Below are 24,535 nucleotides of genomic sequence, written 5' to 3' on the forward strand. Positions count from 1 at the left end.
ATATTTCGATCACGTTGCAGTGCGGCATAATGAATGTCGTGTCATGCCGCCGCGGTGCTTTCCAAGGGTGTTTGACTTGGGTTAGAGAGGACGAAAGTTTTCTCTGACCCGGAATTCCCATGGCCGCACCCAAGAAAGCCGCCGCAAGCGCTCCACAGGACAAGACCAACGGCGGTTCGCCCCCGGAATTCACCAGGGAGCAGGAGCTCAAGGCGCTCCGCGACATGCTCCTGATCCGCAGGTTCGAGGAAAAGGCCGGCCAGCTCTACGGCATGGGCGCGATCGGCGGCTTCTGCCACCTCTATATCGGCCAGGAGGCCGTGGTGGTCGGCATGCAGATGGCTCTCAAGGAGGGCGATCAGGTCATCACCGGCTATCGCGACCACGGTCACATGCTCGCGACCGGCATGGACGCCAACGGCGTCATGGCCGAGCTCACGGGACGCCGCGGCGGCTATTCCAAGGGCAAGGGCGGCTCCATGCACATGTTCAGCAAGGAGAAGCACTTTTACGGCGGCCACGGCATCGTCGGTGCCCAGGTCTCGCTCGGCACGGGTCTGGCCTTCGCCAACAACTATCGCGGCAACGGCAATGTCAGCGTCACCTATTTCGGCGACGGCGCGGCCAACCAGGGCCAGGTCTATGAGAGCTTCAACATGGCGGAGCTCTGGAAGCTGCCGGTGATCTATGTCATCGAGAACAACCGCTACGCCATGGGCACCGCGGTCTCGCGCGCTTCCGCGCAGCAGGACTTCTCCAAGCGCGGCGCGTCCTTCAACATCCCCGGCCTGCAAGTCGACGGCATGGACGTCCGTGCGGTGAAGGCTGCGGGCGACGAGGCCGCCGCCTGGTGCCGCGCCGGCAAGGGGCCGATGATCCTGGAAATGCAGACCTACCGCTATCGCGGCCACTCGATGTCCGACCCTGCAAAATACCGCACGCGCGAGGAGGTCGAGAAGGTCCGCCACGATCAGGACCCGATCGAGCAGGTGCGCAACCGCCTGTTGACCGCCAAGGTCAGCGAGGCCGATCTCAAGGCGATCGACGCCGAGGTGCGCGATATCGTCAACGCGTCTGCCGACTTTGCCCAGCATGATCCCGAGCCGGATGCCGCCGAGCTCTGGACCGACGTTTACCGCTGAACGCGCGCAAGCTTTCTTTTGGAGCCGATATGCCAATTCAAGTGCTGATGCCCGCGTTGTCGCCCACGATGGAAAAGGGCAACCTCGCCAAATGGCTGAAAAAAGAGGGTGAGGCCATCAAGTCCGGCGATGTCATCGCCGAGATCGAGACCGACAAGGCGACCATGGAGGTCGAGGCGACCGACGAGGGCACGCTCGGCAAGATCCTGATCCCCGAAGGCACCGCCGACGTCGCCGTCAACACGCCGATCGCGACGATTCTTGCCGACGGTGAGAGCGCCGCTGATCTCGCAAAGGCGCCCGCGCCGGCCCCGCAGCCGAAGGCCGCCGAATCCGCAGCCCCTGCCGCCGCAAAGGCCGAGGCACCCGCGCCCAGGGCTGCGCCGTCCGCACCGCAAGCCGTCGCCGAGCCCGATCCGGAAGTGCCCGCCGGCACCGAGATGGTGACGCAGACCATCCGCGAAGCGCTGCGCGATGCCATGGCCGAAGAGATGCGCCGCGACGCCGACGTCTTCGTGATGGGCGAAGAGGTTGCCGAGTATCAGGGCGCCTACAAGGTCACCCAGGGCCTGCTCCAGGAATTCGGCGCCAAGCGCGTGATCGACACGCCGATCACCGAGCACGGCTTTGCCGGCATCGGCGTCGGCGCCGCGATGACCGGGCTGAAGCCGGTCGTCGAGTTCATGACCTTCAACTTCGCGATGCAGGCGATCGACCAGATCATCAACTCCGCTGCCAAGACGCTCTATATGTCCGGCGGCCAGATGGGGTGCTCGATCGTGTTCCGCGGCCCGAACGGCGCCGCCGCGCGCGTCGCCGCGCAGCACAGCCAGGACTATTCATCCTGGTATTCGAACGTTCCGGGTCTCAAGGTCGTCGCGCCGTTCTCGGCCGCGGATTACAAGGGCCTGCTCAAGGCCGCGATCCGTGATCCCAATCCGGTGATCTTCCTCGAGAACGAGGTGCTCTACGGCCACACCGGCGAAGTGCCGAAGCTCGACGACTTCGTGATCCCGATCGGCAAGGCGCGCATCGTGCGCTCCGGCAGCCACGTCACAATCATCTCCTGGTCGAACGGCATGACCTATGCGCTCAAGGCCGCCGACGAGCTCGCCAAGGACGGCATCGAGGCCGAGGTGATCGACCTGCGCACGCTGCGCCCGATGGACACCGAGACCATCGTCAACTCGGTCAAGAAGACGGGGCGCGCCGTCACGGTGGAAGAGGGCTGGGCCCAGAGCGGCGTCGGCGCCGAGATCGCCGCACGGATCATGGAGAACGCCTTCGACTATCTGGACGCGCCTGTTGCGCGCGTCTCCGGCAAGGACGTGCCGATGCCCTATGCCGCGAATCTGGAGAAGCTCGCGCTGCCGTCGGCGGCGGAAGTCGTCGAGGCCGCCAAAGCCATCTGCTACAGGTAGACCATGGCGGGCCCGAAGGAGCAGCCACTGCCACCCGACGTCATGACCCGCGAGGACGCGGTCGAGATCCTGCGCGTGTTCGTGCTGGACGGCGGGCTGTCGATGGCGTTCCAGCGCGCCTTCGAGGAACCCGACATGTGGGGCCTCTTGCTCGTCGATCTTGCCCGTCACGCCGCGCGCGCCTATGCGCGCGAGAGCGAATATACCGAGGAGGACGCGTTGAGCCGGATCCTCGAGATGTTCCAGGCCGAGATCGAGCGTCCCACGGACACCGGCACCACGACGCCGCGCGGGAAGGGGCACTGACAGTGGCGATCGAATCCTATCACTTCGATTTCATGCTGGAGGCGATCCGCGAGGCGGAGGCCTCGATCGCGCAGGGCGGCCTGCCGATCGGCGCCGTGCTGACGCGCGACAACCAGATCATCGCCCGCGGTCACAACAACCGCGTGCAGGAGAACAACGTGATCCTGCACGGCGAGATGAGCTGCCTGCGCGAGGCCGGCGCGATCACATTCCACGACACCGTCATGTACACCACGCTGTCGCCATGCTCGATGTGTGCCGGCGCGCTCGCTCTGTTCAAGGTGAAGCTGGTGGTGATCGGGGAATCCGTCACCTTTCCGGGCTCCAAGGACATCCTCGACAAGTTCGGCATCCCCTGGATCGACCTTGCCGACGACCGCTCCATCACCATGATGAAGAATTGGCGTTCCATCCCTGCCAATGAGCGCCTCTGGCAGGGCGACATCGGCAACTAAACCTGGTCTGTTCGTCTTCGCTGTCGGAGACGACGTTTTGCAAAGTTCTTCTTGAGGTCAGCATGCCCATCAACATCCTGATGCCCGCTCTCTCGCCGACGATGGAGAAGGGCAACCTCGCCAAGTGGCTGAAGAAGGAAGGCGACAAGGTCAAATCCGGCGATGTCATCGCCGAGATCGAGACCGACAAGGCGACCATGGAGGTCGAGGCCATCGACGAGGGCACGATCGCCAAGATCCTGGTGCCCGAAGGCACGCAGGACGTCCCGGTCAACGACGTCATCGCCGTGCTGGCCGGTGAGGGCGAGGATGTGAAGGCCGCTGGTGCCGCCAAGCCCAGCGCCTCCGCCGCGCCGCCGAAAGCCACGGATGCTCCCGCTGCTGCGCCAGCTCCCGCGACAGCACCTGCTGCGCCCAAGGCTGCACCGCCGCCCGCCGCCGCACCCGCGCCGCAGGCTGCCGCACCGGCTGCTCAGAGCAACGGCCATGGCGGCCGCGTGTTCTCATCGCCGCTGGCGCGACGTCTGGCCAAGGACGCCGGCATCGACGTGTCGATGGTGACAGGGACCGGCCCGCACGGCCGCGTCGTCGCCCGCGACGTCGAGCAGGCCAAGTCCGGCAAGGGCCTCAAGGCGCCCGCCGCGGCGCCGTCATCCGCGCCCTCGATCGCGCCGACCATGTCGGACAAGCAGATCCTGTCGCTGTTCGAGCCCGGCTCCTACGACATCGTCCCGCACGACGGCATGCGCCGCACGATCGCGCAGCGCCTGACTGCGTCGATCCAGAACGTCCCGCATTTCTACCTCACCATCGACTGCGACATCGGCAAGCTGCTCGCCGCGCGCGAGGAGATCAATGCGGCCGCTCCCAAGGACAAGGAGAAGAAGCCGCTCTACAAGATCTCGGTCAACGACTTCGTCATCAAGGCGATGGCGGTCGCGCTCCAGAAGATCCCGAACTGCAATGTGAGCTGGACCGAAAGCGGCATGGTCAAGCATCACCATTCCGACGTCGGCGTTGCCGTGGCGATGCCCGGCGGCCTGATCACGCCGATCATCCGGAAAGCGGAGACCAAGACGCTCTCCACCATCTCCAACGAGATGAAGGACTTTGCCGCGCGCGCCCGCTCGCGCAAGCTCAGGCCCGAGGAATACCAGGGCGGCACCACCGCCGTGTCCAACCTCGGCATGTACGGCATCAGCCACTTCACCGCCGTGATCAACCCGCCGCATGCCACCATCCTCGCGGTCGGCACCAGCGAAGAGCGGCCCGTGGTGCGGAATGGCAAGATCGAGATCGCGCACATGATGAGCGTGACCTTGTCGTGCGATCACCGCGCCATCGACGGCGCGCTCGGCGCCGAGCTGATCGGCGCGTTCAAGCAGCTCATCGAAAATCCGGTCATGATGATGGTCTGAGATGGCGCATGCGGACGCGCTGGCCCTGGATCTCAATGGTGATCTCGCTGGTGTTGACGCTCAGCCCGATCGGCCGCGACATCATTGAATCTGCCTTCTTTGCCGGAGAGAGACTGTCGCGCGACATCTGGAGACCCATTGCGCTGGTGATCATCGCCGTCATGGCGGCGGTCATCCTCGCGGAATGGCTGATCAGAACTTACATCCTCAATCGCCGCGCCCGCGGCGCAACGACCGCTTGAGTTGAACGGGAGCCGCCATGGCCGATACATCCTTCGACATCATCATCATCGGCTCCGGTCCCGGCGGCTATGTCACCGCGATCCGCGCCGCCCAGCTCGGCTTCAAGGTCGCGATCGTCGAAAAGTCCTACCTCGGCGGCATCTGCCTGAACTGGGGCTGCATCCCGACCAAGGCGCTGCTGCGCTCCGCCGAGATCTATCACTACATGCAGCACGCCAAGGATTACGGCCTGTCGGCCGAGAAGGTCTCGTTCGACCCGAAGGCTGTGGTGCAGCGTTCGCGTGGCGTCTCGAAGCGTCTGAATGACGGCGTCGGCTTCCTGATGAAGAAGAACAAGGTCAGCGTGATCTGGGGCGCTGCCTCGATCGACGCGCCCGGCAAGGTCACTGTGAAGAAGTCCGACGTCGAAGCGCCGAAGGGCGCGCTGGGCGAGGGGACCTACCAGGCCAAGCACATTATCGTCGCGACCGGCGCGCGGCCGCGCGTGCTGCCGGGGCTCGAGCCCGACAAGAAGCTGATCTGGACCTATTTCGAGGCGATGGTGCCGGAGCGGATGCCGAAGTCGCTGCTGGTCGTCGGCTCCGGCGCGATCGGCATCGAATTCGCCTCGTTCTTCCACACCATGGGCTCTGACGTCACCGTGGTCGAGGTGCTGCCGCAGATCCTGCCGGTCGAGGACGCCGAGATCGCCGGCCTTGCGCGCAAGCGTTTCGAAAAGCAGGGCATCAAGATCCTGTCCTCGACCAAGGTGACGAAGCTCGAGAAGAAGGCCGACAGCGTCGTCGCCACCATCGACGACGGCAAGGGCAAGCCTGTGACCGCCGAGTTCGAGCGCGTGATCTCGGCGGTCGGCGTCGTTGGCAACATCGAGAGCCTCGGCCTCGAAAAGCTCGGTGTCAAAACCGATCGCGGCTGCATCGTGATCGACGGTTACGGCAAGACCAACGTCCCCGGCATCTACGCCATCGGCGATGTCGCGGGCCCCCCGATGCTGGCGCACAAGGCCGAGCATGAAGGCGTGATCTGCGTCGAGGCGATCAAGGGCCTGCATCCGCATCCCATGGACAAGAACCTGATCCCGGGCTGCACCTATTGCCAGCCGCAGGTCGCCTCGGTCGGCCTCACCGAAGCCAAGGCCAAGGAGAACGGCCGCGAGATCCGCGTCGGCCGCTTCCCCTTCGTCGGCAACGGCAAGGCCATCGCGCTCGGCGAGGACCAGGGCCTGGTCAAGGTGATCTTCGACAAGAAGACCGGTCAGCTCCTCGGCGCCCACATGGTCGGCGCGGAGGTCACCGAGCTGATCCAGGGCTATGTCGTCGCCATGAATCTGGAGACGACGGAAGAAGAGCTGATGCACACCGTGTTCCCGCATCCGACGCTGTCGGAGATGATGAAGGAAGCCGTGCTGGATGCTTATGGGCGAGTGTTGAATATTTGAGGGAAGGGGGACTGCGGCGTCGAGGGCGCTCTGAGCAGTCCCGTCATCCTGAGGTGTGAGGCCGGCGGTGCGGAGCACCGTTGGCCGAGCCTCGAAGGATGAGCGGCCGAGATGCAGCCGGTCTCGTCGCCCTTCGAGGCTCACCATACGGCGCGATGCGCCGCATGGCTCGCGCCTCAAGGTGACGGATCACGTAATGAACGGAACAGAACAAGAAGAGGGCCAACCCATGCACGACAACGACAACCTCACCATCGAACGCCCGACCTTCGTCACCCATCTCGAATGCGCGATGGAAGGCGATCACTACGCGGCCGACCAGGTCCACAACCTCTCGAAAGCCGGCAAGCCGCTGCTGGTGCGCTACGACCTCGCGGGCGTGAAGAAGGCGCTGACCAAGGATGCGCTCAAGGAACGCCCCGCTGACATGTGGCGCTATCGCGAGCTGCTGCCGGTGCGCAAATGCAAGGACATCGTCTCGCTCGGCGAGGTGACGACGCCGCTGATCCGGCTGCCGAAGCTCGGAAAAAAGCTGGGCGGCGGTGAGATCATCGTGAAGGATGAGGGACGCCTGCCGACCGGCTCGTTCAAGGCGCGCGGTCTGGTGATGGCGGTGTCGATGGGCAAGGCGCTCGGCATCAAGCACATGGCGATGCCGACCAACGGCAATGCCGGTGCGGCGCTCGCGGCTTACGCGACCTCCTGCGGCATCAAGACCACGATCTTCTGCCCGGCCGATACGCCGGAAGTGAACGTCAGCGAGATCGAGCTCCAGGGTGCGACCGTCTACCGTGTCAACGGCTATATCGACGATTGCGGCAAGATCGTCGGCGAGGGCAAGGCGAAGGTCGGCTGGTTCGACACCTCCACGCTGAAGGAGCCGTACCGCATCGAAGGCAAGAAGACGATGGGCCTCGAGCTCGCCGAGCAGCTCGGCTGGGACGTGCCCGACGTGATCTTCTATCCGACTGGCGGCGGCACTGGCCTGATCGGCATGTGGAAGGCCTTTGACGAGCTCGAGAAGATCGGCTTCATCGGTTCGAAGCGCCCGCGCATGGTCGCGGTGCAAGCCTCCGGGTGCGCGCCGATGGTGCGCGCCTTCGATGCCGGCACCGAGCATGCGACGCGCTGGGAGGACGCCCACACCATCGCGTCCGGCATCCGCGTGCCGCAGGCGATCGGCGATTTCCTGATCCTGCGCGCGGTGCGCGAGAGCAAGGGCTTTGCCATCGCGGTCGACGACGACAAGATCTCGGCGGCGCTGAACGAGGTCGCGCGCGAGGAGGGGCTTTTGTTGTGCCCCGAGGGCGCCGCGACCTACGCCGCTTACAAGGAAAGCCTTGCCGACGGCCGCGTCAGCAAGACCGACCGCGTGATGTTGTTCAACTGCGCGACCGGCCTGAAATACCCGCTGCCGCCGGTCACCCGCACGCTCGATCGTCACAAGCCGATCGATTTCTCGCAGTTCTAGAAATCTCTCCCTCTCCCCGTTCTTACGGGGGCGCGACGAGCTTCGCTCGCGCTGGGAGGGTTGGGGTGAGAGGCCTGCTTCCGCGCGAACACGGTGGCAGATGGGCTCGCGGAGGCTCCCGCTGACCCAATTGCTTCGCAATTCGACCTCTCCCCGCAAGCGGGGCGAGGTAAAGAAAAACAACAATGACATTGCTGGGGAGAACACAATGACGAAGGCCGTCTGGGCCGGGCTGATCGGTATTCTCGCTCTTACCGGCGCTGCGCGCGCCGACGACTATCCCTCGCATCCTATCACCATCATCGTTCCCTTCGCGGCCGGCGGCCCGTCGGATGCGATGGCGCGCGTGCTCGCCGAACGGATGCGGACGACGCTCGGCCAGCCCCTGGTGATCGAGAACGTCACCGGCGCCGGCGGTTCGATCGGCGTCGGTCGCGCCGTGCATTCGCCGGCAGACGGCTACACCATCTCGTTTGGCCATCTCGGCACCCATGTGGCCAACGGCGCCGTCTACAAGCTCAACTACGATCTCGTCGCCGATCTCGAACCGGTGGTGTTGTTGCCGAGTAACCCCATGATCGTCGTCAGCAAGAACGCGGTCCCGGCGACGTCGCTGAAAGAGCTTTTGGACTGGCTCAAGTCGCGGCCGTCGGCGGCAACCGCCGGCACGGCCGGTGCGGGCTCCGGCAGCCACATCGCCGGGGTCTATTTCGAGAGTGTCAGCGGCATCAAGCTGCAATACGTGCCGTATCGCGGCACTGCGCCCGCGCTGAACGATCTCATCGCGGGCCAGATCGACGTCATCGTCGACCAGACCTCCAACTCCATCAACCAGGTCCGCGCCGGCACCATCCGTGCCTACGCCGTCACCGACGACAAGCGCCTGTCCTCGGCGCCCGACATCCCGACCGCGGAGGAGGCGGGCCTGAAAGGCTTCCACATGACGCTGTGGTCGGGGATGTGGGTGCCGAAGGGCACGCCGAAGGAGATCGTGACCAAGCTCAACGCCGCCGCCGTGGAGGCCCTGAACGATCCCGCCGTGAAGAAGCAGCTCGAAAGCCAGGGCCTGGAGATGACGCCGCGGGATCAGCTCACCCCTGAAGCCCTCGGCGCCCGCCAGAAGGCGGAGATCGCAAAATGGTGGCCGATCATCAAGGCGGCGAATATCAAGGTGGATTAGAGCACCTTGCCGCTTCGTATGTCGCCACGACGACGAGTAGCCGCGGCCTGAGGGGCAGGCGCGGCCGCGTTACAACTTGGCTTCATTCGCCCCCGTCAGGGCCGCCTCCAGACATTGAAGCAGCTTCGGCGTGGAAAACGGCTTCGCGAGAAAGCAGGTCGCGCCGGCCTTCAGCGCGCGGTCGCGCACGGCCTCGTCGGGAAAAGCCGTCATGAAGATGAAGGGCGTGATGCGCCCGAGGCTGCGCATATGCGTCAACAGCTCGACACCGCTCATCGCCAACATCTGCACGTCGGCGATTACGCAGGAGGTCGTGTCCAGTTCAGCGGATTGAAGAAATTCGTGAGCGGAACCAAAGGTGTAGACCGTGTATCCGCGCGACGTCAGGAGGTTGTTCGTCGCAAGGCGAACGGAGGGATCATCATCAATGACGGAAATGATCGAGGGCACTGACAATATGATCGCTCCTGAACGGGGAGCCGCCGGGCACGGTTCAGCCGCTTGCGGAAAGTGAGCCCCCGGAGCGGGATTGGAAAGCATACTTAGGTTTGCAGGTGACCCCTGTTGCGCGGGATTCCGAGCGCGTCGGTCATTCTGACGAGATCGGCCAATGACTTCGCCCCCATTTTCCGCATGATCTGCCCGCGATAGATCTTCACGGTGATCTCGGCCAATCCAAGTTCGGCGGCGACCTGTTTGTTCATCAGGCCGGATGCAACCAGGGCGAGCACGTCGCGCTCGCGCGCTGTCAGCCCCTCGAAACGGGATCGCACGCCCGAGATCGACTTCTCGGCATCGCGCCGCCTGCGATCCCGTTCGATCGCTGCCTGCACCGCATCCAGCATGTCCTGGTCGCGCACCGGCTTGGTCAGAAAATCGACGGCACCGCTCTTCATGGCTCTCACGGTCATGGGAATATCGCCATGACCGGTGATGAAGATAATGGGCGTGTGAATATTGGCCTTGGCGAGGTCCGCCTGGAGGTCGAGGCCGCTCGATCCTGGCAGACGGATGTCGAGCACGAGGCAACTGGGGACCGCAGGCGGTTGGGCTTCCATGATCTCCGCCGCCGAACTGAAGGCCTCGACCTTAAGGCCGACCGATTGAAAGAGATTGGTCAGCGCGCGGCGCATCGACGGATCATCATCGACGATCCGGACGATCGGGTCACCTGCGCTCGCCTGGGCCTGCTTGGCATTGTCGGTCACGACGTGTCCTTGTGCGGCAAGGGCAGGGCGATCTGGAATGTTGCACCGCTCCCCTCATTTTGAAAGGCCGAAAGCCGGCCCGCGTGAGCCTCGATGATCGATCGGCAGATCGAGAGTCCCATCCCCAGACCGCCCGACTTCGTCGTGAAGAAGGGGGTGAAGATGCGCTCCTTTACGTCTTTGCCGAGGCCGACACCGCGATCCGTCACGGTGAGGAGCAGGCGGTCGTCATCGTCGTCGTCGTCGTCGTCCGTCAGGCTCGAGCGGATCGCCAGTTCGCGCGGGTGGTCGACATTGGCTTGCATGGCTTCGATGCCGTTCATCACCAGGTTGATCAGCACCTGCTGGAGCTGGATCCGGTCGCCGCAAATCCTCGGCAGGTCGGACGCCAACTCCATCCGCACCGACACCCCATGGGTCGCGAGCTCGCGCCGAACGAGCGCCACCGCCTCCCGGACGACTTGGTTGATGTCGAGAGAAACCACTTCGATCTCGGTTTTCTTCGCGAGCGCCCTGATCCGGCGGATCACCTCGCTGGCCCGATTGGCGTCCTCGACAATCCATTCTGCGGAACGGCGCGCGGCCTTCAAGTCGGCGGGTTCGCGATCGAGCCAAGCGATGCAGGCGTCCGCATTGGAGATCACGGCGGCAAGAGGCTGGGTGATTTCGTGGGCAATCGAGGCGGTAAGTTCGCCAAGCGTCGTGACGCGCGTGACATGGGCGAGCTCGGCTTGTGCCTTGCGCAGCGCATCTTCAGCCTGCTCCGCGCGGATCGCCGCCGTTACATCGCTGCTGACGCCTCGATAGCCGAGAAAATGACCGTCCGCGTCATGCAAGGGCTTGCCGCTGGTGCGCACGTAAATTGGAGAGCCGTTGCGATCCCTGCCGCGGTAAACCAGATCGCGGAACGGGAGGTGGGCGTCGAGCGTCGCGCGATGCTGCTCCCACTTTCCGGGCTCGAGCTCGGCATCGGGCGGAATGTCCCACCGCGTCAGGCCGATCAAGGCCGTCGGCGCAGCACTGGCCGGATCGGAGTGTTCCGATATCTTCGTGATACGGTGATCCGGCCCGGTCTCCCAAAACCAGTCCGATGCGGTTTCAGCATAGTCGCGGAATCGCTGCTCGGATGCCTTGAGCTCGTCAAATGCCCTTTGAAGTGCTTCTTTTGCGGCGACCTGCTCGGTGACGTCCACGTGGGTACCGATAATTTCCGTCACTTCGCCGTCGCTGCCGACGACGGGATGTCCCTCGGTATGAACTCGTCGTATCGAGCCGTCCGGGCGCGCAATGCGAAAGTCAATTTCGAAGGGCTTCCTTCGCCGGAGGGCCTGACGTTCCACCTCGATGATCCGCTGGAAATCCTCGGGGAGGATGCGTTCCTGGAAAGCCCGTGCCGGTACATCGATCTGGTTCGGCTCAAATCCGAACAGGCGGTAGAGTTCAGCCGAACGGTATGCAAACTCCTGACGGCGCACATCCCAGGCCCAGCTGCTTGTATGGCTGAGCCGCTGGGCCTCGGCCAGATAGGCCTCGCTGCGACGCAGCCGCTGCTCGGCCTCCTTTGCAACCGTGACGTCAGTGACGCCCCCGACAAGCTCGATGCACCCGGATCCGTGTCTCAGCGCGCGCGCCACGGAATGGAGATATTTGATTGATCCATCCGGCATCAGCAGGCGATACTCATGGTCGAAATCCTCTGCTCGTCGGGCGGCCCGATCGAGCGTCCTGCTGACCGCATCGCGATCTTCCGGATGGATGCGCTGGAAGACGAAATCCAAGGTCGGCTGCACCGCCGGGTCGCACTGGAAGATGCGAAAGGTTTGCCTTGACCAGACGATCGCGCCTGTCGCGACGTCCAGGCCGAAGCTGCCGGTGCGGCTCAGTTCCTGCGCCTCTGCGAGGTAGGCTTCGCTCTGCCGCAGCGCATCCTCCGCTTCCTTGCGCTGGGTGATATTTTCGCAGGCGACCAGCACGATCGGCGTTCCATCGCCGCGCAGCATCGCCTTGGCGTTCTCACGGACCCAAAGGACTGAGCCGTCCTTCCGGAACTTGCGAATCTCCCAGGTATGCGACTGGTCCAGGGTTTCCAGGCACAACGCTACGCATCGACGGACGGCGTCGTGGTCCTCCTCGAAGAAGACGTTGAGCACGGACTGGCCAATCAGCTCGGCCGGCGTGTAGCCCAGTTGTGCGGCGCCGAACGTATTGACGTTGAGCACTGTTCCGGCCGGATCGACCATGAAATACATGACCGGATTGTGCTCGAATACCTCACGCCACTGCTTCACGGCGTCGCGTAGATCGGCGGTGTCTTGCTGCGAGTCATCTGCGACCGCGGACGCGTCCTTCTCGCCGTTGCCGAACGATCGAAGCGCGGCAAGGCCGCCGAGCAGGAATTGTGCTGCCGAATTCCCAAATTTCGCGATCTGGCCAGGCATCATCGCAGGCGTCCCGGCTCGCTGAGGCCAAGGCAAGTAGAGCACTTTGCAACAAGGGGAGCAATTCCTTCCGACTAAAGTGGAATCCGCCCACCGAAACTCGCGGTTGCCGTGCAGCCAGCTGGCTTTGCCTCGTCTAATTGAAGGCGAAGGGCCGGAAAACTACGGGACAAACCTACGTATAGCTCGCGCATTCCTAATCATAGCGCACATTTACCTCCGTACAATTGAGCGGTCCGTTGCGTGCGGACTAGTCTCACGACCAATCGAGGGGACGCGATGTGCAAGGCACAAGCCAGCGATTTGCGCGATGTGCTGCTCATAGAACCAAGCTCTGCGTCCGTTGCCCCGAGTTGCCGCATGATTGGCGGGTCGTGATTGAGAGGCCGCATTTTCAAAAAACGAGCGTGGATGGCCGTGCACCAGCGTACGAGCGCAGCCACGATCATGAGAGACAGGAGGAGAGCATGATGTGCGATAGGCCTGAACACTCCGAGCGCGGTCATGATGTAAAGGGCTGCGCTGTCTGCAACGGCAAGTTTGGCCTGATCCGATATTATTCCTGGCGAACGCCGCTGTGCTCCAGAAAGTGTCTCGATCGCTTCAGGGCGCGCCGCGAGCGCGACCGCCGATGGTTGTTTCGATTTCAGGCGGCGTGAATTCCGCAATTCTGAACGGGAGGCTGTGTGCTGAACCGTGCTTGCAAGCTCCTCTTGACGATCGCGCTGTCGCTTCCGTCGATGACCGGCGTGGAGGCCGAGGAGTTTGGACAGGATGGTGCGCATCGTCATCATCCGCCCCAGGATCAGCTCCTGCACGAGAAGTTCTATTCGAACTGGCACATGCCCGACAATCCGGTGCTGAGTTGCTGCAACAGCGCGGATTGCTATCCGACAGAGGTACGGTACGTCGAAGGCAGGATCTACGCACGGCGCCGGGAAGACGGGAAGTACATCCTCATTCCGTCCCAGAAGGTGGAACGAAACAGGGATAATCCCGACGGCCGCAACCATCTTTGCGCCCCGCCGCCGTCCGCCTCTCTGGTCGACACGGTCTACTGCTTCGCGCTCGGAGGTGCCACGTGAGGTTCATACTGGTGAACGGCCGAACCCCTTTCCGCAAGACGTTCTGCCTTTGGTGCTGCGAGGAGATCAGCGGCAGCTACTTGCGTGATGTCAGGACGCTGCTGCCCTACTGCGGCTACGAATGCTACGCGCTTCAGCACGAAAGGGCACCGTTGATTGAGGAACGTACGCGCGCCGCATCTTGAGCAGACAGGCGAACGAGACGCATCGGCGGGTACGCCTGCCGGCAGGAGAGGACACGGCATTGCGATTCATGCTCGTCAATCAGGAACGTCCCTGCCACGGCGCCGTCTGCAGCGCGTGCGCCCGGCCGCTGGGTTCGAGCTACGTCCGGCACGTGTCCAAGCAAGAGCGTTATTGCGACCAGGATTGCTACCGTCGAGATCAGCAGACCGCCATGGAACTGCTGTGGCCCTACCGCAGCTCGCTCGAGGTGATCGCGGTGCTGGCGGCGATCTCGAGCTGGAGCTGGATGATGCAGATGGGCGCGCTCTCGCGCTCGCTGACCGAGGCATATCTGCGCGCCCACGACCTTCTGACCACGGAAGGAGGTGACGGCTAGCTGAACGACGCAGGCCGCGCAGAGTCGTCGGCCGCAGTCACCGCGTCAAGCCCCGCGCCGCGTCCAGCCCCGGCGGTCGCGAGGCTAGGGCGAGGGGGCTGCGGCCGATACCGTTGGTGCCGCGCTCACTTCCTGTGTCGTGACGCGCTGCTCGGATTTCGCGGCGACCATGCCGCTGCTCTCGAACCGCGCGCGGTAGACCAGCACGTTCTCGATCACACGCTGGACGTAATTGCGCGTCTCCGACAGCGGGATGCGCTCGACCCAGTCGACCGGGTCGACCTTGGGATCCCTGGGGTCGCCGCGCGCCTGCACCCATTCGCGCACGCGGCCGCGGCCGGCATTGTAGCCGGCGAACGTCATGATCTGGTTGCCGCGATATTCCGACAGCAGCGCGCTGAGCTCGGCCGCCCCCATCTGCGTGTTGTAGACGGGATCGGAGACCATCCTGTCCCAGTCATAGGTCAGGCCGAAGCGCTTTGCGGTGTCGCGGCCCGCTTCCGGCGTCACCTGCATCAGCCCGACCGCGTTGGCAGCCGACCTGTCGCGCTGGTCGAACGAGCTCTCGGTGCGCGCCACCGAATAGATCACGCTGGTCTCGATCGCGGGTGCGACCTGCTTGTGCTCTGGGATGCCGATGGTCGGGAAGGCGTAATGGTCGAGCGCGAGCCCGCGCGCAAGCGCCGACTTGCCCACCTCCAGCATCACGCGGGCATCGTTGCGCTGTCCGGCCAGCTCGCCGAGGCCTTCGAGCGCGGCGACGTCGGTGCTCTCCTTGGCAAGATCCTCGGCGTAGTAGAACACCGTGTCGCGCTCGCCGATGCCATAGAGCATGTCGGCCGCGCGCACGCGCTCGTCCAGGGCTTGCGGGTCGGCTGCGGCCAGCACGGGCGAGGGCGGGCGCAGCTCGATGCGGTCGAGGCCGAGCTTGGCGCGGGCGAGCTGACCGTAATAGGCGGTCGGGTAGCGCGCCGCCGCTTGATAGCTCTGGCGCGCATCGGCCGGCGCCCCCATCGCTTCCGCGGCACGGCCGCGCCAGTAATGGGCGCGCGACAGCGCGAGTGGATTGGCCGAGCCTTCGTCGATCGCGGCGAAGTGCATCATCGCCGTCCTGGGATCGTCGAGATAGCGCAGCGCGATCCAGCCGCACATGAAGTGGTAGTCGACGCGGTAGACCTCCATCGCCGGCACGGCCGCCGCTCGCACCACGTCGTAAGCGGTCTTGAACTTGCCCTGGTCGAGCAGTTTTCGCGCGAGCAAACGGCGCTCGCGCCACCAGGCGTCGGTGTCCTGCGCCGCCATGGCGTCGGGTGCGGCGGCCAAAATCACCTCGGCCGCATCGTCGATGCGGTCCTTCTGGAGATGCCATTGCGCGCGGCACAGCACATAGCCGAGATCGCGGCGCGCCTCGGTCGAAACGTCATCGAGATAGTCCTTGGCCTTGTTGGCCTTGCCGGTGACGGCGGCGCAGGCCTTGACGATCGCGAGCGCATCCTCGCCGAGCCGTTTTGCCGCGCGCCTTGCGCCGGCATAGTCCTTGGCGCCGAGCCGCTTGTCCATGCGGGCGCGGTGGTCGTCGGCGGTGAGGAGATCGCGGAACGCCTCGTAGGAATCTTCCTCGCTGCGCTCCGACAATTCGTCCGTGCGCCAGGCCTCGCGGACGAGCCGCGCGGCCCTGTCGCTGTCGCCTTCAGTGAGCAGCACGCGGGCGAGCGCGAACTTGCCCTTGGCGCTGCTCGGGCGGTCCATGGTGAATTTGTGCACGGTGGCCGCGTCGGTCTTCTCCTGCCACAGCCGCGCCTCGGCGCGCCGGCGCAAAAGCGCGCTGCTCGGCCAGTCAGGATTGGCGGCGAGGAAGGCGGCATAGCGCTTGAAATTCGCGGTACTCTCGGAATGGCGCAGCATGAACCAGTCGGCGAGCTTCTGCCCGGCGGGATCCGCGATGCGGTCGCGCGCCGCGCTCGCGTCATCGGTCTTGCCCTTGCGCGCGAGATCGATCGCGTCCTTCAGCGCGGCGAGGTCGCCGGTCAGCGGCGGCGCTGCCGGCTTGTCTGACGGCTCGTCGTCCTGCTTCTTCGGCTTGCGCTTCGCCTCGGCGTGCTTGCCATGGCGCGATTTCGCCGCGGCGTGGCGCTGCTTGCCGGCTTTCGCCTCATGCGTCTTCTTCGACGCGGACGGTTTGTGACTGCTTTTCGCCGCCAGCTCCGTCGGAAGGAGAGCCAAGGCGGCCACGGCAACGACACACGCGAGCGAGCGTAGGCACTGGTTCATTCCGTGGTCCCCCCTGCGAAACCAGTACAAACCAAAGTCCGCGACGACATGCGGCTCGAGAATCAAAGTGACGCCGAAAACGATGCCACGGCATCGTTTCGCATTTGTCACGCTGTCGCAACAATGCGGCAAAATACGGATGGAAGGCGGGAACTCTTGCAACGGGGAATAGAATAGGCCCCTTTAACCTTTGTTAACGAATAAGGCTCCGGCGACGGTTGCGCACGGTCCAGGGCGCCGTGAAGGGCCAGATTGCGCGTATTCCCGGGCTGAAATCCGGTGTATTGAGTTCCCTGACCCGTCCTTTCAGCCTTTGCCCCGCACCTATGCCGATTTTCAACCAGTCGATCCGACGCAAGATCGTCGGCATCGCCCTCGGATTGATCGTCCTGATGCTGGTCACCTCGATCCTGTCGATGGTGATGTCGAGCCAGGTCGGCGTCCTCCTGGACGAGCTGACCAACCGCTACATCCCGGCTTATGGCGATCTGGCGCGCGCCAATATCCGCTCGCTGGAGCGGTCGGTGGCGCTGCGGCGCATGGTCATGATGAAGATGCAGGCGTCCTCGGACGAGGAGGCCTATGCGGCGCGCCTGCGCGAGTTCGAGGAAGCGGACCGCAAGATCGAGGAGGAGGCCGAGGGCGCACGCAAGCTCATCAACGCGATCATCGACGACCCGAGGACGCCGTCCGACAATGCCGCGCTGGCGCGGATCGAGATCCGCATCGAGACTGCCGTCACCGAGCTGCGCCGCGACCTGAACGAGGACCACGCAAAGCTGCTCAAGCAGGTCGACGCCAAGCAGATGGCAGAAGCCCGCAGTACGCTGGAGCATATCGACGCCATCCGCGACCAGTTCAATCGGAAGTTTGATGCGATCCGCGCCGACATGCTGACACAGGTCTTCGCTTCGACATCGCAGGTGATGAGCCACCAGCGCCAGGCCATCATCGTGTCGGGCATCGTGACCCTGCTCGCCGCGATCGTCGGATTTGCCTTCGCGCTGCTGGTGTCCGGCGGCATCACGCGGCCGGTGCGGCTGTTGCTGGCCGGCACCCGCGAGGTCGAGGCCGGGCGGTTCGACAAGACCATCGCCGTCTCGACCCAGGACGAGATCGGCGAGCTCGCGGCCGCCTTCAACCGCATGATCGAGCAGTTGCGCCACAACGAGCGCATCCGCGAGACGTTTGGCCGCTACATCGATCCCAAGGTGGTGCAGGGCCTGATCGAACGGCCCGAGGTCGCCATCGACGGCCAGCGCCGGGTGATGACCATCATGTTCTGCGACATGAGTGGCTTCACCTCGATGAGTGAGGGCATGACCCCGCGCGGCCTCGTAAAGGTGATGAACCACTATTTTACGGTGATGTCGGCCCCGATCAGGAGCAATCGCGGCGTCATCGACAAATATATCGGCGATGCCATCATGGCCTATTGGGGCCCGCCCTTCATCGAGGAGGATGAGCCGGCACTCCTTGCCGGCTGTGCCGCCATCGACATGGCCGACCAGGTGCCCGCGCTGCAGAAGCAATTGCCCGATCTGCTCGGCATCCGCGCCATGCCCGTGCCCTGCGACCTGCGCATCGGCATCGCCACCGGCGAGGTCCTCACCGGCAGCATCGGCTCCGAGCTGATGATGAGCTTCACCGTGATGGGCGATGCCGTAAACCTCGCTTCGCGGCTCGAGGCCGTCAACAAGGTCTACGGCACCCGCATCCTGATCTCGCAGGCGACGGCGGATGCGGTCGGTGAGCGCCTCGAATTGCGCGAGATCGATCGTCTCGCGGTCGCCGGCCAGAGCGCGCCGCAGGCGATCTTCGAGGTGATGGCGAGGGCCGGCGTGCTCACCGCCGCGCAGGACGGCTTGCGCACGCTCTATGCCGAAGGTCTTGCCGCCTATCGCGCCCGCCGCTTCGACGAGGCCCGCGCCGCCTTCAACGCGGCGCTCGAAGCCGTCCCCGGCGACGGTCCCTCGCGCGCGCTGCTCGCCCGCATCGCGCAGTTCGAGGTCAATCCGCCGGACGAGAGGTGGGACGGTGCCTGGCGGCTGGAGCAGAAGTAAGCCGCCGCGCGGGAAAAATTGTTTCTACTCGATAACGATGTTCGCCGTGACCTATTTCCCAGGCTTAGGTGATCGTCCTTGAGGCGTTTGATGGGGACACGCCGATGACAGAACTTGAGGACAGGCTGGAACGGTTCGAGACGCTCACGGCCGAATGCGAGCTGATCGCCAAGCTCGCCACCGACAGCACCAAGCGCGAATTCTATCTCAAGCTCGCCGAGCACTATTATCAGCTTGCGCGCGAGACGCGGGCTGCGGTCGCGACCAGCGCTGCGGCCTGAAGGCGGCTGCAATCCGTTCTTAACATTTGGCACGCATCCTTTGACGGGAGCGAGCGTCGCGATTCGCGATGGCTCGCAGTGGGAATGCCGGGACTCGCTGCAATGCAGCGTGTCTCGCTGATGTTGCTTTGCCGGTGCTTTTTCGGGGCAATCCCATGCGTCTGCTTGCGGTCCTCATCCTCGCGCTCATGACAGCGGCCTGCAACCAGGAACAGGACATCACCGGCTCGACCGCAGCCTGCCCGGTGCGGAACTACAGCTCCTACAACCCCCGCGACATGAACCAGTGCGTGGCCGCCTGCAAGGCGTGCGACCATGGCAACACGGTCACCTGCACCACGTCCTGCACGCTCAAGGGCGCGCACTGATCGGCCAGCGGTTTGCAAAAGCCTGAGGGCCGGATCGCCGGGCCCCTTGGGCATTGAGGGGTTGACGGTGTCGGGGCACCGGAACGATTCACCTGACATAATCATTGGTAGGAGCAGGCAGGACGCGGAGTCGGATGGAATGGGTATGCTCGATCCCGGCCGGTTTCTGGTGTCGTGCTCGCAGTGCGACGCGTGGCCGATGGCGGCCAACGTCAAACGCTCGAGCTGGTCGACGTCCCCGAGCGAGGTCCGCTTCGTGTGTCCGCGCTGTCGCCGCGAGGAGACCGCGATCATCTCCGCCTCGGGCGAATTGACGCCGATCCGGCGCATCGACATCCCGCCGCGCGACGTCACGGTGGCCTGGGCTCAGGCACAGCGCCAGAGAGGGCGGGCGTAGGCGGCCGCTCTATTGCGCGATCCCGTGTCGGAACCCGGGCGATCGTCGGACGTTTCCGCCCCAACATCACGTATCGAGGCCGGGCGAATGATCAGCGCGCATTTCGACACCCGTACACGGATCAACATGAAGCTGGCGCTGGATCGGATTTGCCGCAATCGGCCCAGGGGCGAGGATCATGGGTTCCGCAGGTCGGTCGCCGAGAACATCGTCCGCTGCGCGCTCGCGGGCCGAACCGGCATCGGCCAGCTTGTCGATGCCGGAGAGCGGGCGGTGGTCACGACGCGCGCGGTGCGGAAGCCTGACTGATTGTGTTTGCCTCGCGTTTGCAGCTCATCGTTCAACCGGTCGATTGACTCTCCGTACGGCCGCCTCGTAGATTGATCGGTGACGGTTCTCCGCACGGAGATCAAAAGGGAACGTGGTGCGAGATTGTCCCAACGCCGGGATTGTCCCAACGCCACGGCTGCCCCCGCAACTGTAAGCGGTGAATCTTTCGTCATATGCCACTGGGAATCTCGGTCCTGGGAAGGCGACGTAAGGTAACGACCCGCGAGCCAGGAGACCTGCCGTCAGCCGTGGTCACACGCGAAGATGTCGGTCGGGGAGTACAGGCATTAGCTTCACCGGAGCAATCGATTGCTCCGCCGTAAAGCCTCGTTCGCTGTGACGTGCCACTGACGTCATGCCGAGGTTACAACTGTGTCCCGTATTGTCTCTGCCGCCAGGCGCCTTCGCGCCGGCATCGTTGCTGCCGTTTTCCTCCATGCGATCGATCTCCCCGCAGCTTTCGCGCAGCAAGCCGCCGCCGAGCAGCTGCCGCCGGTCGAAGTGACCAGGCCCGACGATCAGAACCGCACGCGCGCCAGGGCGATCGGCGATGGCGATACGGCGAGGCGGCGAGCCCCGAGCGAAGCGCCGGCAGGCAATGGCGCCGGCTCGTCCGGCTCCGCCGGCGAGGCGGTCGCCGGCAACGGAGGCATCGTCGGGGCCGTCACAACCGTCATCACGGCCGCGGATATCGCACATGCGCCCTCGCAGACGCTTGCCGAGATCATCGCGACGCAAGTCCCGGGTGCCCAGATCACGACGCTCTATGGCGGCCAGATCGGCGCGAAGACCAGCGTCGACCTGCGCGGCTTCGGCGCGTCTGCCACTGCCAATTCGCTGGTGCTGATCAACGGACGGCGGCTGAACGACATCGACATCGCGCAGGTGGACCTCTCCACTGTCCCGCTCAATTCCATTGAGCGTATCGAGATCACGCGCGGCAATGCCGGCGCGGTGCTCTATGGGGACAATGCGGTCGGCGGCGTGATCAACATCGTCACCAGGAACGGCGTCGGCGGGCCGCCCGTTGCCGCGCGCATCGAGGCCGGCTTCGGCTCGTTCGACACCAGGCTTGGCAATGTCTCGACGTCGCTCAATTCCGGTCCGTGGTCGACCTCGTTCTACGGCAATGCCGTCAAGACAGACGGCTACCGCGACAACAATCGCCTTCTCCAGGAGAATGGCGTCGGCAACCTGAACTATACGACATCAGGCCTGACTGCTTTCGTCACCGTTACCGGCGACAATCAGGAGCTGCGATTGCCGGGCGGCCGCACCGTCGATCCGTCCATCGGCGTCGACGAGCTCGCGACCAACCGACGGGGCACCAGCACACCCTTCAACTACGCCAACCAGCAGGGCTTCAGCGCGACAGCCGGCTTCACGAAGACCCTGCTCAACGGCGTCGATCTGATCGTGGACAGCGGCGTGCGCGACAAGAAGCAGCAGAGCGCGTTCTTCTCCGGCCCAGCGCCGGTTCCCGCGTTGTTCACGTCCACCTATGTCGATGCCGATCTGACGACATGGTCGATCACGCCGCGGCTCAGCGTGAAGGGCTTGCTGCTGGGGATGCCGTCGCAACTGCTGACCGGCCTCGATTATTACGATGCGAGCTTTCAGCAGAACCGCGGCGCCGGCCAGGGGCTCGCGCCCTGGCACAATTACGATCTCAGGCAGCAGACGGTTGCGGGCTATTTTCAGCACGCATTGGGTGTGGCGCCGGCGACGGACGTCTCCTATGGCGTGCGGGTGCAGAACGTCAGTCTCTCGGCGCGCGATCATTTTGACGCCGCAGCTCCGTTCAACACCGACATGGGCGCGCTCCCGCTCAGGAGCGACGAGACCCAGTACGCTCTGCATCTCGGTGCCGAGCATCGCCTCAACGACATGGTCTCGCTGTTCGGCCGCGCTGCGCGCGCGTTCCGCACGCCTGACGTCGACGAGCGAGTGTCATCGGGCCCTTCATTCGACCCCTTCTTCAATCCGCTGCCGCAGACCTTCCGGCTCAAGACCCAGACCTCGCAGGATGTCGAGGGCGGGCTGCGCATCAAGGGAGGCGGGCTGCAATTGCAGAGCAGTCTCTATCTGATGGACCTCGCCAATGAGATCCATTTCAACCCGGTCCTGTTCTACAACACCAATCTCGATCCGACCCGCCGTTACGGCTCGGAGACCAGTCTGTCCTATCGCGTCAACGACTCTCTGCTCCTGCGCTCCGGCATGGCCTATACAAGGGCCGTGTTTCGCGAGGGCGTCTGGGCCGGCAACGACGTGCCGCTGGTGTCGCGCTACACCGCGAGTGCAGGCGTCACTTGGAACATCTGGCAGAACTATGTGGTGCTCGACGCCACCGCGCGCTTCTGGAGCGAGCGGCGCATGGACAATGACCAGGCGGGAACACAGCGGCCGATCCCAGCCAATGGCACGATCGACCTCAAGCTCAGCGGTCAGTACGAGCGCTACTTCTGGTCTTTGAGCGTCAACAACGTGCTGAACGCGCTCTACTACGACTATGCGATCGCAAGCACCTTTACGGACGGCCGCTTCAGTGCCTATCCGCTGCCCGGCCGCACCTATCTGCTCAAGGCCGGCGCCAATTTCTGATCAAGGCTCTGATCGCGACGGGGGCTGTCATAGGCCCCCGAATGGACTAGAATTCGAAAAGAAGGAGATCACCCATGGCTCTCAGCATCCTGCCGCCTCACGCCGACCGTTTCCGGCTCCATCCGGTCGCGCCGCGCCTTGCACCGATGTTCTGCTTTGCGCTGCTGGCGGTGTCATGCGCGCTCGCAAGTCTTGCGCTCGCCTGCGCAACGCCCTTTGCGGCCTTCGCGGTCGTCGCGGCCGCGATGTTGCCGCTGCGGCCGGCACTGCTCGTCGTCAGCGGCGCGTGGCTCGTGAACCAGAGCATCGGCTTCGGCGTGCTGCACTATCCCGTTGCCGGCAGCACGATCGCCTGGGGCTTTGTCATTGGCGCTGCTGCACTCGTCGCGACCGCGGCCTCGTCCGCCGTGCTCCGTGTGCTGGCGCACGGCCGCACGCCCCTGATGCTGGCGATCACATTCGTCCTCGCCTACGCGGCCTATGAGCTCGTGCTGCTCGCTGCGACGCCGGTCCTCGGCGGAGAGGGCGCCTTCACCGCGGCCATCGTGGCGCGGATTGGACTGGCCGGCGCCGTCTGGCTCGCCGGCCTCGTCGCCGCCTGCGAGATCGTCCGCCTGGTCGATCCGTTCGGGCGCAAGGGCGCGATGTCGGCCTGAGCGGCCCTCTGAAAGCCCCGGATGGGAGCGCAGTGAAATCCGGGCTACGAGATCTTGCGTTGCCCGACGGGCAAAACACCCCCGCGGTCGGTCAATCCGCTTGCGCAAAAATATTCCACTTTGCCGAAATTCGGATTTGTCGTATGTGTCGCCCATCCCGGCTCAACCTTGAGGGGCGATCTTGTGTCGTCACGTTTCGCGAGCCGGGCTTGCGGTGGACGCGGCAGCGTCGGGCGCGAGAGTTAAGGGCAGGGCGGATTGCTCTCCGTGAGCCCAGGACTTCGTGCTGGATGAGCGACGCTGTCAGGTTCGTCTCGCCTGTAAGTTTCCGGCTCCGTCGACAGGGCTGGGAAAACTGCGGCGAAATGGCGGGCCGTGCGTACGGCAAAACCGTGTGGTCCTGGCCGTCGTTGCTACGGTCAAGCTCTTGCGGATGCGGCAGTCGCGTCAACCGGCGCGATGTCGGCGACTTTCGCGAGAGTGAGGGAGGCCAGAACGAACTCGGCTCCCGGGAGAGCACGGCATAAGCCGTCCAACCACTGCGCAGGGAAGGCCGAGTGATTGGCTACACCTGTATGCTGCTGTGCGGTTCTTCCTGCGTGTGCTTTTCGCGCAGCAGACCGCGGGTGCCGTCGGGCACCCGGCCTTCCCTGCGCCCTCTCGATTGAGAGGGTGGAGCGATCAAGCAAAGCTCGGGCGAAATCCGCCGCGAGGATGCGAAGGCGTGTCTGCGATTTACGATGCGAGTTGGAGGATGACGCCGATGCATCTCGCTCGTCATTGCGAGCGCAGCGAGGCAATCCAGAATCCGTCAGCGGAAAGACTCTGGACTGCTTCGCTGCGCTCGCCACGACCATGTGGAGAGTGCGTGTCCACTGCCGGGGATGGCGGGCTTGGTGATGTCGACAGCGACTCACTCCAAGGTGTGGTGCGTGATCGGGCGCGTCGTACCCGCCTGGAAATCTCAGGTTGTGGATTGTCATCTTCGCGGGGGTATCCCAGTAGGCCGATCCGTGTCTTCCCGGTAACGAATGTGCCATCCCCGCAACACTCCTTCCGGATTAAGCCCTCATCGTCAGCCGTTCGCATCACCGCCGCTTTTTAGCCACACCCGAACATGAATAAAATTGCTCGAATGTTTTAGGGGCAGCGGCGGTCCTCGAGGCGAACGGGAAATCCCAAGGTCGATTCAAATCTT

At 64.3% G+C, this 24,535-nt stretch carries 22 protein-coding genes and 1 riboswitch; of the genes, 18 read left to right on the plus strand and 4 right to left on the minus strand.

Annotated features, from left to right (window positions below; genetic code table 11):
• Positions 1–119: 119 nt before the first annotated feature.
• The 9 genes from pdhA to EI171_RS23885 all read left to right on the plus strand — a co-directional run bounded on the left by pdhA (position 120) and on the right by EI171_RS23885 (position 9,074).
• A complete protein-coding gene (gene pdhA, locus EI171_RS23845; protein ID WP_011087551.1) occupies positions 120–1,142 on the plus strand; it encodes a pyruvate dehydrogenase (acetyl-transferring) E1 component subunit alpha in 1,023 nt (340 codons plus the stop codon).
• 29 nt (positions 1,143–1,171) lie between these two features.
• Positions 1,172–2,563: a pyruvate dehydrogenase complex E1 component subunit beta gene (locus EI171_RS23850; RefSeq protein WP_161534829.1), complete on the plus strand. Its 1,392-nt coding sequence runs from the start codon at positions 1,172–1,174 to the stop codon at positions 2,561–2,563.
• A 3-nt stretch (positions 2,564–2,566) separates the two neighbouring features.
• Entirely contained in the window at positions 2,567–2,869 is a 303-nt protein-coding gene (locus tag EI171_RS23855) for a DUF5076 domain-containing protein (RefSeq protein WP_008142223.1), read from the plus strand.
• A 2-nt stretch (positions 2,870–2,871) separates the two neighbouring features.
• Positions 2,872–3,324, plus strand: a complete 453-nt coding sequence (locus EI171_RS23860; protein WP_027548267.1) for a nucleoside deaminase — start codon at positions 2,872–2,874, stop codon at positions 3,322–3,324.
• A 62-nt stretch (positions 3,325–3,386) separates the two neighbouring features.
• On the plus strand, positions 3,387–4,742 hold the full coding sequence (locus tag EI171_RS23865) for a pyruvate dehydrogenase complex dihydrolipoamide acetyltransferase (RefSeq protein WP_161534830.1): 1,356 nt from the start codon (positions 3,387–3,389) through the stop codon (positions 4,740–4,742).
• 8 nt (positions 4,743–4,750) lie between these two features.
• A complete protein-coding gene (locus EI171_RS23870; protein WP_028171820.1) occupies positions 4,751–4,984 on the plus strand; it encodes a hypothetical protein in 234 nt (77 codons plus the stop codon).
• Between the two features lie 17 nt (positions 4,985–5,001).
• Positions 5,002–6,423 (plus strand): dihydrolipoyl dehydrogenase, encoded by a 1,422-nt coding sequence (gene lpdA / locus EI171_RS23875; protein WP_161534831.1) that lies wholly within the window; start codon positions 5,002–5,004, stop codon positions 6,421–6,423.
• A 229-nt stretch (positions 6,424–6,652) separates the two neighbouring features.
• Complete coding sequence (locus EI171_RS23880; RefSeq protein WP_028171821.1) at positions 6,653–7,894, plus strand: threonine synthase; 1,242 nt, start codon at positions 6,653–6,655, stop codon at positions 7,892–7,894.
• Between the two features lie 208 nt (positions 7,895–8,102).
• A complete protein-coding gene (locus tag EI171_RS23885; RefSeq protein ID WP_161534832.1) occupies positions 8,103–9,074 on the plus strand; it encodes a tripartite tricarboxylate transporter substrate binding protein BugD in 972 nt (323 codons plus the stop codon).
• Between the two features lie 69 nt (positions 9,075–9,143).
• Here EI171_RS23885 and EI171_RS23890 read toward each other — a convergent pair whose 3' ends face one another.
• From EI171_RS23890 to EI171_RS23900, 3 genes are all read right to left on the minus strand, one after another.
• On the minus strand, positions 9,144–9,530 hold the full coding sequence (locus EI171_RS23890) for a response regulator (RefSeq protein WP_161534833.1): 387 nt from the start codon (positions 9,528–9,530) through the stop codon (positions 9,144–9,146).
• Positions 9,531–9,616: 86 nt separating this feature from the next.
• Positions 9,617–10,282: a response regulator transcription factor gene (locus EI171_RS23895; protein WP_011087542.1), complete on the minus strand. Its 666-nt coding sequence runs from the start codon at positions 10,280–10,282 to the stop codon at positions 9,617–9,619.
• A complete protein-coding gene (locus EI171_RS23900; protein WP_161534834.1) occupies positions 10,279–12,723 on the minus strand; it encodes a PAS domain S-box protein in 2,445 nt (814 codons plus the stop codon). The genes EI171_RS23895 and EI171_RS23900 overlap by 4 nt, the downstream gene beginning before the upstream one ends.
• Positions 12,724–13,433: 710 nt before the next feature.
• Between EI171_RS23900 and EI171_RS23905 the strand changes: the two genes are divergently transcribed.
• Positions 13,434–13,805, plus strand: coding sequence for a hypothetical protein (locus EI171_RS23905; protein WP_236842062.1), 372 nt, complete (start codon positions 13,434–13,436; stop codon positions 13,803–13,805).
• A gap of 397 nt (positions 13,806–14,202) precedes the next feature.
• Positions 14,203–14,367 (plus strand): hypothetical protein, encoded by a 165-nt coding sequence (locus EI171_RS45800; protein WP_231166487.1) that lies wholly within the window; start codon positions 14,203–14,205, stop codon positions 14,365–14,367.
• Between the two features lie 84 nt (positions 14,368–14,451).
• Here EI171_RS45800 and EI171_RS23915 read toward each other — a convergent pair whose 3' ends face one another.
• Complete coding sequence (locus EI171_RS23915; protein WP_038967239.1) at positions 14,452–16,638, minus strand: lytic transglycosylase domain-containing protein; 2,187 nt, start codon at positions 16,636–16,638, stop codon at positions 14,452–14,454.
• Between the two features lie 326 nt (positions 16,639–16,964).
• Here EI171_RS23915 and EI171_RS23920 point away from each other — a divergent pair, with 326 nt between their 5' ends.
• The 7 genes from EI171_RS23920 to EI171_RS23945 all read left to right on the plus strand — a co-directional run bounded on the left by EI171_RS23920 (position 16,965) and on the right by EI171_RS23945 (position 23,337).
• On the plus strand, positions 16,965–18,701 hold the full coding sequence (locus tag EI171_RS23920) for an adenylate/guanylate cyclase domain-containing protein (RefSeq protein ID WP_161534835.1): 1,737 nt from the start codon (positions 16,965–16,967) through the stop codon (positions 18,699–18,701).
• A 104-nt stretch (positions 18,702–18,805) separates the two neighbouring features.
• Entirely contained in the window at positions 18,806–18,982 is a 177-nt protein-coding gene (locus EI171_RS44850; protein ID WP_166466009.1) for a hypothetical protein, read from the plus strand.
• A gap of 155 nt (positions 18,983–19,137) precedes the next feature.
• Complete coding sequence (locus EI171_RS23925) at positions 19,138–19,350, plus strand: hypothetical protein (protein WP_027548279.1); 213 nt, start codon at positions 19,138–19,140, stop codon at positions 19,348–19,350.
• 139 nt (positions 19,351–19,489) lie between these two features.
• Complete coding sequence (locus tag EI171_RS23930) at positions 19,490–19,747, plus strand: hypothetical protein (RefSeq protein WP_028171829.1); 258 nt, start codon at positions 19,490–19,492, stop codon at positions 19,745–19,747.
• 87 nt (positions 19,748–19,834) lie between these two features.
• Complete coding sequence (locus tag EI171_RS23935; RefSeq protein ID WP_011087535.1) at positions 19,835–20,056, plus strand: hypothetical protein; 222 nt, start codon at positions 19,835–19,837, stop codon at positions 20,054–20,056.
• Positions 20,057–20,121: 65 nt separating this feature from the next.
• A riboswitch (cobalamin riboswitch) is annotated at positions 20,122–20,336 on the plus strand.
• 113 nt (positions 20,337–20,449) lie between these two features.
• A complete protein-coding gene (locus EI171_RS23940) occupies positions 20,450–22,681 on the plus strand; it encodes a TonB-dependent receptor (RefSeq protein ID WP_161534836.1) in 2,232 nt (743 codons plus the stop codon).
• 74 nt (positions 22,682–22,755) lie between these two features.
• Positions 22,756–23,337, plus strand: coding sequence for a hypothetical protein (locus tag EI171_RS23945; protein ID WP_161534837.1), 582 nt, complete (start codon positions 22,756–22,758; stop codon positions 23,335–23,337).
• Positions 23,338–24,535 lie beyond the last annotated feature (1,198 nt).

Source organism: Bradyrhizobium sp. LCT2, from assembly GCF_009931255.1.
Classification (GTDB): domain Bacteria; phylum Pseudomonadota; class Alphaproteobacteria; order Rhizobiales; family Xanthobacteraceae; genus Bradyrhizobium; species Bradyrhizobium diazoefficiens.

What these genes read in the sequence shown, in the direction of transcription:
- EI171_RS23945 (WP_161534837.1), top strand. Translation starts at nt 22,756, where the DNA reads ATGGCTCTCAGCATCCTGCCGCCTCACGCCGACCGTTTCCGGCTCCAT.
- lpdA (WP_161534831.1), top strand. Translation starts at nt 5,002, where the DNA reads ATGGCCGATACATCCTTCGACATCATCATCATCGGCTCCGGTCCCGGC.
- EI171_RS23870 (WP_028171820.1), top strand. Translation starts at nt 4,751, where the DNA reads ATGCGGACGCGCTGGCCCTGGATCTCAATGGTGATCTCGCTGGTGTTG.
- pdhA (WP_011087551.1), top strand. Translation starts at nt 120, where the DNA reads ATGGCCGCACCCAAGAAAGCCGCCGCAAGCGCTCCACAGGACAAGACC.
- EI171_RS23925 (WP_027548279.1), top strand. Translation starts at nt 19,138, where the DNA reads ATGCGTCTGCTTGCGGTCCTCATCCTCGCGCTCATGACAGCGGCCTGC.
- EI171_RS23920 (WP_161534835.1), top strand. Translation starts at nt 16,965, where the DNA reads ATGCCGATTTTCAACCAGTCGATCCGACGCAAGATCGTCGGCATCGCC.
- EI171_RS23865 (WP_161534830.1), top strand. Translation starts at nt 3,387, where the DNA reads ATGCCCATCAACATCCTGATGCCCGCTCTCTCGCCGACGATGGAGAAG.
- EI171_RS23930 (WP_028171829.1), top strand. Translation starts at nt 19,490, where the DNA reads ATGGGTATGCTCGATCCCGGCCGGTTTCTGGTGTCGTGCTCGCAGTGC.
- EI171_RS23885 (WP_161534832.1), top strand. Translation starts at nt 8,103, where the DNA reads ATGACGAAGGCCGTCTGGGCCGGGCTGATCGGTATTCTCGCTCTTACC.
- EI171_RS23850 (WP_161534829.1), top strand. Translation starts at nt 1,172, where the DNA reads ATGCCAATTCAAGTGCTGATGCCCGCGTTGTCGCCCACGATGGAAAAG.
- EI171_RS23915 (WP_038967239.1), bottom strand. Translation starts at nt 16,638, where the DNA reads ATGAACCAGTGCCTACGCTCGCTCGCGTGTGTCGTTGCCGTGGCCGCC.
- EI171_RS23855 (WP_008142223.1), top strand. Translation starts at nt 2,567, where the DNA reads ATGGCGGGCCCGAAGGAGCAGCCACTGCCACCCGACGTCATGACCCGC.
- EI171_RS44850 (WP_166466009.1), top strand. Translation starts at nt 18,806, where the DNA reads ATGACAGAACTTGAGGACAGGCTGGAACGGTTCGAGACGCTCACGGCC.
- EI171_RS45800 (WP_231166487.1), top strand. Translation starts at nt 14,203, where the DNA reads ATGGAACTGCTGTGGCCCTACCGCAGCTCGCTCGAGGTGATCGCGGTG.
- EI171_RS23900 (WP_161534834.1), bottom strand. Translation starts at nt 12,723, where the DNA reads ATGATGCCTGGCCAGATCGCGAAATTTGGGAATTCGGCAGCACAATTC.
- EI171_RS23935 (WP_011087535.1), top strand. Translation starts at nt 19,835, where the DNA reads ATGATCAGCGCGCATTTCGACACCCGTACACGGATCAACATGAAGCTG.
- EI171_RS23880 (WP_028171821.1), top strand. Translation starts at nt 6,653, where the DNA reads ATGCACGACAACGACAACCTCACCATCGAACGCCCGACCTTCGTCACC.